6 protein-coding genes are annotated in these 6,724 nt (G+C 75.0%); all 6 read right to left on the reverse strand.

What is annotated here, in order from left to right; all coding sequences use genetic code 11:
• Positions 1-96: 96 nt before the first annotated feature.
• The 6 genes from ACWEO5_RS13365 to ACWEO5_RS13390 are packed head-to-tail and all read right to left on the reverse strand — an operon-like array spanning position 97 to position 6,622.
• Complete coding sequence (locus ACWEO5_RS13365; protein WP_452162525.1) at positions 97-1,059, reverse strand: alpha-ketoacid dehydrogenase subunit beta; 963 nt, start codon at positions 1,057-1,059, stop codon at positions 97-99.
• The gene (locus ACWEO5_RS13370) at positions 1,056-2,024 is read right to left on the reverse strand and encodes a thiamine pyrophosphate-dependent dehydrogenase E1 component subunit alpha (RefSeq protein ID WP_452162526.1); all 969 of its coding nucleotides are present in this window, start codon (positions 2,022-2,024) and stop codon (positions 1,056-1,058) included. Before ACWEO5_RS13370 ends, ACWEO5_RS13365 begins: the two co-directional genes overlap by 4 nt.
• Positions 2,021-2,968, reverse strand: a complete 948-nt coding sequence (locus tag ACWEO5_RS13375; protein ID WP_452162527.1) for a phytanoyl-CoA dioxygenase family protein — start codon at positions 2,966-2,968, stop codon at positions 2,021-2,023. Before ACWEO5_RS13375 ends, ACWEO5_RS13370 begins: the two co-directional genes overlap by 4 nt.
• A 17-nt stretch (positions 2,969-2,985) precedes the next feature.
• Positions 2,986-3,987, reverse strand: a complete 1,002-nt coding sequence (locus tag ACWEO5_RS13380) for a VOC family protein (RefSeq protein ID WP_452162528.1) — start codon at positions 3,985-3,987, stop codon at positions 2,986-2,988.
• Positions 3,984-5,252 carry a beta-ketoacyl-[acyl-carrier-protein] synthase family protein gene (locus ACWEO5_RS13385; RefSeq protein ID WP_452162529.1) on the reverse strand — a complete coding sequence of 423 codons (1,269 nt, stop codon included), beginning with the start codon at positions 5,250-5,252 and terminating at the stop codon, positions 3,984-3,986. Before ACWEO5_RS13385 ends, ACWEO5_RS13380 begins: the two co-directional genes overlap by 4 nt.
• A complete protein-coding gene (locus ACWEO5_RS13390) occupies positions 5,249-6,622 on the reverse strand; it encodes an AMP-binding protein (protein WP_452162530.1) in 1,374 nt (457 codons plus the stop codon). Before ACWEO5_RS13390 ends, ACWEO5_RS13385 begins: the two co-directional genes overlap by 4 nt.
• Positions 6,623-6,724 lie beyond the last annotated feature (102 nt).

A 6,724-nucleotide genomic window follows, 5' to 3' on the forward strand; every position in this document is an offset into this window, starting at 1 on the left:
GTGGCAGGGTGGGGCGGGTGGACACTACGCGGGGTGGACGCAGCGGTGGTACGTCTCGGAGAGTGACTGCCCGAAGAGGCAGTCACTTCGAGGCGGCTACTTCAGGACGGCCCGGACCGCGTCCCGCAGCTGCTCGGCGCTCGGCTGCAGGGCCCGGTCCAGGGCCAGGGCGAACGGCAGTACCGCGCCGTCCGGGCGGGTGACCCGGCGGGGCGGGGCGAGCAGGCGGCACTCCTCGGCGGCGACGGCCAGCACCTCGGCGGCGAAACCGGCGAAGCGGTTGGAGTCGTCGGCCACCACCAGCCGGCCGGTGCGGTGCAGCGAATCCACCAGGGCCGCCCGGTCCAGCGGGTACAGGGTGCGCGGATCGAGCACCTCCACCGACACCTCGTCCGCCAACTCCTCGGCCACCGCCAGGGCTTGGTGCACCAGGTGGCCGACCGCGACCACCGTCACGTCGGTGCCCGCGCGGTGGATCCGGGCCTCGCCGAGCGGCACCGGGACGAGCGGCGCCGTCACGTCCTCGCGCACCCCCAGCGCGCCCGCCGGGGCGAACAGCACCACCGGGTCGTCGTCCCGGATCGCCGAACTCAGCAGCCCGTACGCGTCGGTGGGCGTCGCGGGCGCCAGCGTCTTGATGCCGACGTGCGCGAACAGGCCGTACGGGTGGTCGGAGTGCTGGCCCGCCCAGCCGCTGCGGGAACCCGAACCCGGCACCACCACGGTCAGCGGCACCCGGGCCTGGCCGCCCGTCATCAGCGAGAACTTGTGTGCCTGGTTGGCGAGTTGCTCGAACACCAGGAACAGCAGCGACGGGATCTGCAACTCGACCACCGGACGCATCCCGGTCAGCGCCGCCCCGATGCCGGCCGAGGTGAACGCCTGCTCGGACAGCGGCACGTCCACCACCCGCTCGGCGCCGAAGCGCTGCTGCAGGCCCAGCGTCAGCCCGGCCAGGCCCGCGCCGACGTCCTCGCCGAACACGCAGACCGCCGGATCCGCCGCCAGCGCGTCCGCCAGCGCCCGGTTCATCGCCTTGGCGTACGACAACAGCGTCACAGGGCCGCTCCCGACCGGGGCCGCAGCCCGCTCGCGTACAGGTGGTCAGTGGCCGTCGCCGGATCCGGCTCCGCCGAGGCGAGCGCGAACTCCGCTGCACTGGAAAGGAGTTCGGCGACCTCCAGGTCGATCGCCGCAGCCTCCGGCAGGCCGGTTGCCAGCGGGTCGCGCTCCCGCCAGGACGCCACCTCCTCGGTGGTGCGGTAGGCCAGCTTGAAGCGCCGCTCCATCGTGTGGTGCGCCTCGAACCGGTACGTCAGGCACTCCAGGAACGACGGACCACCGCCCGAACGGGCCCGCTGAACTGCCCGTTCGGCCGCCGCCCGGACCGCCTCCACGTCCATCCCGTCCACCGTCTCGGCCGGGATGCCGAACGCCGCCGCCCGGCCGCACGCCGAACCGCCCACCGCCGCGGCGGCCGGCAGCGTCGTCGCGTAACCGTTGTTCTCGCAGACGAACACCACCGGCGCCCGCCAGATCGAGGCCAGGTTCAACGACTCCAGCAGCACGCCCTGGTTGAGCGCGCCGTCGCCGAAGAACGAGGCCACCACGGTCGGTTCACCGCGCCGCTGCGCCGCCCAGGCCGCGCCGACCGCGATCGGCGCGCCCGCGCCGACGATGCCGTTGGCGCCCAGGATGCCCAACGAGAAGTCCGCGGCGTGCATCGAACCGCCCCGGCCCCCGTTCAACCCGTCCACCCGACCCAGCAGTTCGGCCAGCAGCCGGCCCGGGTCGGCGCCCTTGGCCAGCACGTGGCCGTGCCCGCGGTGGGTGGAGGTCAGCCGGTCGGCCGGGTCGAGCGCGGCGCACACGCCGACCGCCACCGCCTCCTGCCCGCTGTACGGGTGGGTGCCGCCGACCACCAGCCCCGAGCGCACCCACTCCAGGGCCAGTTCCTCGAACGAGCGGATCAGCCGCATCGTCCGGTAGCGGCCCGCCGGGTCCGCCAGGTGCGGCAGGCTCACCGGCCCGACCGCCCGGGCTCCGACCGCCCCGGCTCCGACCGCCACAGCACCGGGCAGAACTCCGGGTCCGCGTAGTCCGGCAGGCCGTTCGCGTCCCGCCGCACCACCGCGTCGTGGTTGTACACCACCGGCGAGCCGTCCGGCCGCAGGAACGGGCGGTACCGGTTCGACCCGTCCTGCAGGTGCAGCGACACCGCCCGGCGCGGCTGCGCGGACCGGTTCGGGCCCGATCCGTGGTACGTCCGGCAGTGGTGGAAGGAGACCTGCCCGCGCGGGATCTCGACCGGCACGGTGTGCACCTCGGTCCCGTTGAACTCGGCGTTCTCGTGCAGCAGTTGCTCCAGCTCCGAGCGGTCCCGAGCGGCGAAGTGCCGGGTCGAGTCGTCGCCGCCCGGCCGCTCCTCCCAGCGGTGGCTGCCGTCCACCATGGTGATGGTGCCCATCTCCTCGGTGCAGTCGTGGAACGGCAGGAACGCCGTCAGCATCCGCTGCGAGGTGGAGGTCTGCCAGTAGTGCTTGTCGAAGTGCCACGGCACCACGTTGCTCGGCTCGCCCGGCACCGGCGGCTTGTAGATCAGCGTCGACTGGAACAGCCGGATCTCCTCGGCCTGCGCGAGGCGGGCCGCGACCGCGCCCAGCAGCGGCTTGCGCAGGATCCGGCCGATCTCCCCGTGCTCGTAGTGCACGTAGTCGTTGTGCCGCTGCACCGGCCCGTCCGCGGGCTGCCAGGACGCCAGATGCGGCGGCCGGGCCGGGAGTCCGCGGTCCCGCTCGCCCGCGTAGTAGCGCTCGGTGGCGGCCTGCAGGGCGTCCAGTTCGGCGTCGGAGAACAGCCGCCGGGACAGGTACCAGCCGCGCTCCGCGTACTGCAGCACCTCCTCGACGCTCGGCAGCAGCGCCGCCTCCTCCTCGGTCAACGCGAACTGCTCGATGGCGCTGGTCACTTCCCTCTCCCCTCTGCTCAGCTGTCCGCGGTGGCGCGCTCGCGCTCCACCGCCTCGTACAGGGCCTTGATGTTCGCGGTGCCGAAGCTGCCCGCGCCGCGCCGCTCCACCAGCTCCAGGAAGAAGGTCCGGCGCGGATGGGTGGAACGGGCGAAGATCTGGAACAGCTCGCCGCCGTGGTCCCGGTCCACCAGCACGTGGGTGTCCCGCAGTTCGGCCACCGGGATGGCGGTCGGCCCGAGCCGCGACTCCAACTGCTCGTAGTAGGCGCCCGGCGTGCTCAGGAACGCCACCCCGCGCGCCGCCAGCTCCCGCACCGCGGCGGTGATCGACCCCGTCGCGTACGCCAGGTGCTGGACGCCCGCGCCGCCGTGCGACTCCAGGAAACCGTCGATCTGGCCGGCGGCCCGCGAGGTGTCCGGCTCCAGCAGGGTGAAGGTGACCGTCCCGCACGGGCTCTGCACCACCCGGGAGTCCATCGCCTGGTCGCCGACCTCCACGTACTCCCGGAAGACCTCCCGGAAGCCCAGCCCGCGCACCGCCCACTCCACCGCGGGTTCCAACTGCCCGCCCGGCACCACCACCGCCACGTGGTCCAGCGACAACAGCGCTCCCTCGCCCGGAAGTTCACCCGCCGGCAGCAGGTCCTCCGCGCCGACGAAGCGCAGCGCCAGATCACCGAAGCCAAAGACCGTGCCCGCCCCGTCCGGGCAGCCGCCGCCCGCGTCCCGCGCCCGCTCGGCCGCCGCGGCCGCCGCCACCGCGTCGGCGTGCCGCAGCGCGATCACCGCGACGCCGTCGCCGTGCCGCCGGACCCAGGCCGCGACCGGGTGCTCGGCCTCCACCGCGGAGGTCAGCAGCACCCGGATCGAACCCTGGTGCGCCACCACCCGGGTGGTGCCCGGCGCGGCCCCGGCCGGCTCGCTCAGCGTGAAGCCCCAGTCGTCGCGCAGCCGCGCGGCGTACTTGTGGGCGTCCTCCACGTACAGTTCGGTGTACGCGATGCCCGGCACGGTCATGAGGTCCCTCCGAGGTGCTTGGCCGTGATGCTCGGCGGCCCGAACAGCAGGCTCAGGTTGTGGCCGCCGAACGCGATCGAGTTGGACAGGGCGTGGCGCACGGCGCCGTGCTCGGCCGCGCCGCGGACGTGCCGCAACACGCAGCTCCCGTCCGGCTGTTCGAGGTTGCGGGTGGGCGGGATCACGCCCTCGGCGACGGCCAGCGCCGACACCGCCGCCTCCACCGCCCCCGAGGCGCCCAGCAGGTGGCCGGTCGCGCCCTTGGTCGAGCTGACCCACGGGTCGTGCGCGCCGAACACCTCGCGCAGCGCCGCCGCCTCCGCCCGGTCGCCCAGCCTGGTGCCGGTGCCGTGGGCGTTGACGTAGTCCACGGCGGACGGCTCCAGGCCCGCCGAGCGCAGCGCGGCCCGCATCGCGGAGACCGCGCCCGCGCCGTCCGGGCGCGGCATGGTCGGGTGGTGGGCGTCGGTGGCCGCACCCCAGCCGGCCAGCGACGCGTAGCCGCCGGCGCCGCGGGCCTCGGCGTGCGCGACGCTCTCCAGCACCAGGACGGCGCTGCCCTCGCCCAGCACGAAGCCGTTGCGGCGGGCGTCGAACGGCCGGGACGCCTGCGTCGGGTCGTCCCAACCGGCGGCCAGCGCACGGGAGTTGTCGAAGGCGGCGGAGATCGTCGGGTGCAGCGGGGCCTCCGCGCCGCCGCACACCACCACGTCCGCCTCGCCGCCGCGGATCAGCCGCAGCCCCTCGGCGATCGCCTGGGCGCCCGCCGCGCAGGCGGTGATCACGGCGGAGCTGTAGCCGCGGATGCCGTGCGTGATGGCGATCCGGGCGGCCGCCATGTTGGAGAGCATGCCCGGCAGCAGGTACGGGCTGACCGCGGCCCGGCCGCGCTCTCGCCGCCCGACGGCCTGCGACTCGTAGCTCTCCAGCCCGCCGCCGCCGGTGCCCAGCACCACCGCGACCCGCTCCGGGTCGGTGTCCTGACGGATCGTCAGCTTCGCGTCCGCGAGGGCGTCCGCGGCGGCGGCCAGGGCGAGCAGCAGGTACCGGTCGGCGACCCGGGTCTCGGTCGGCGGCAGCACCTCGGTGGCCGGGACGTGCGGGGCGATGCCCGCCACCCTCAGCCACCCCGCCGCCGGGTGGTCCTCCGGCGGGGCGCTCAGCCCGGAACGGCCGGCCGCCAGCGCGGCGAACACCTCCGGGACGGCGCGGCCCAGCGGCGTCACCCAGCCGATGCCGGTGACCTGCGCGGCGACCGTGTTCATCGGGCCTCGGCTGCGGAGGCGGCCGCGGCGTGCTCGGCCAGGTGGCGCTGGCGCAGCAGCACCTTGCGGACCTTGCCGGTCGGCCCGAGCGGGATCCGCCCGTCCGGGACGGCCAGCACGGTGCGGACCACGGCGGCCACGTGCGGCTCCAGCGCGGCGAGCACCTCGGCGGTGCGGTCGGCGTCCTGGTCGGCGGCCGGGTCGAGCTGCAGCAGCACGTCGGCGACGGTCCGCCCGCCGGCGCGGAAGGCGACCACGGTGCAGTCGTGCACGTCCGGGCAGGCGGCCAGGACGCGCTCCTCGCTGGCGGCGGTGTGCAGGCGGCGGCCGTCGCCGAGGTCGACGGTGTCGACGGCGCGGTCCACGTGGTAGTAGTAGCCGTCCTCGTCCCGGTACATCAGGTCGCCGGTGAGGAAGTAGTCCCGCACCCGGGTGCGGTGGGTGGTGACCGAGTCGTTCCAGTAGCCGGGCGACAGGGTGGGGGAGCGGGTGCCCAGCTCGCCGACCTCGCCCGGGCCGAGCTCGTTGCCGTCCGGGTCGAGGACCGCGCAGTCGACGAAGGCGTGCGGGCGGCCCACGCAGCGGTCGTAGCGCTCGGAGTCGACGGTGTGGGTGATGTGGAAGTGCGAGTGGCCCATCTCGGACGAGCCCAGGCCGTCGATGAACACCGACCCGGGGGTGCGGATCCGGCCCTGCCGGGTGGCGGTCACCCGGGACCCCTGGGCGACCAGGCGGCGGATGTGCGCCTCGTGCGCGCAGTCGCCGGTGTTCCACCACAGGCCGACCGAGGACAGGTCGCGGGCGGCGAGGTCCTGCCGGGCCAGGTCCGCCCAGGTGGTGGCGAAGCCGTACACGCCCTGCGGCCGCCAGCCCTCGATCGCGTCCAGCACGGCCGGGCCGGTCTGCCGGGAGATCAGGTAGAGCTGGGCGTCGAAGCTGAGCGCCAGGTTGACCGCGATCAGCGTCGCGGCGTGCGCGGCCGGCAGCGCGCTCAGCACCCGGTCGATGCCCTGCGGGCGGGGCAGCAGCAGGCGGTGGCGGATCGCCGCGTACAGGCTCTGGTGCGAGTGCAGCACCGCCTTGGGCAGGCCGGTGGTGCCCGAGGAGTGGGTGATCGCCACCGGATCGGTGGGCCAGTACCGGTACGGGGCGGGCGCCGACTCCGGTTCGCCGTCGGCGAGTTCGGCGGTGTCGGCGAGCAGCGGCGCACCGCAGTCGAGGCCGGCCAGGGCCTTGGCGTGCGCGGTGTCGGCGAGCAGCCCGGTCGCGTTCAGCCGGCGCAGGTAGCGGGCCGAAGTGTCCGCGTCCAGCGCCGGGTTGAGCAGGGCCGGGATCGCGCCGAGCCGGGTCAGCGCCAGGAAGGACAGCACCTGGTCGCCGGGACGGCGGGAAGCGGGCCGCGGCGGCCGTCGAGGCGGTGCAGCCGGTCGGCGAGGCGGTGCAGGTGGTGGCGGGTGCGGTCGACGTGGTGG

The sequence above is a fragment of the Kitasatospora sp. NPDC004272 genome (assembly GCF_053603035.1).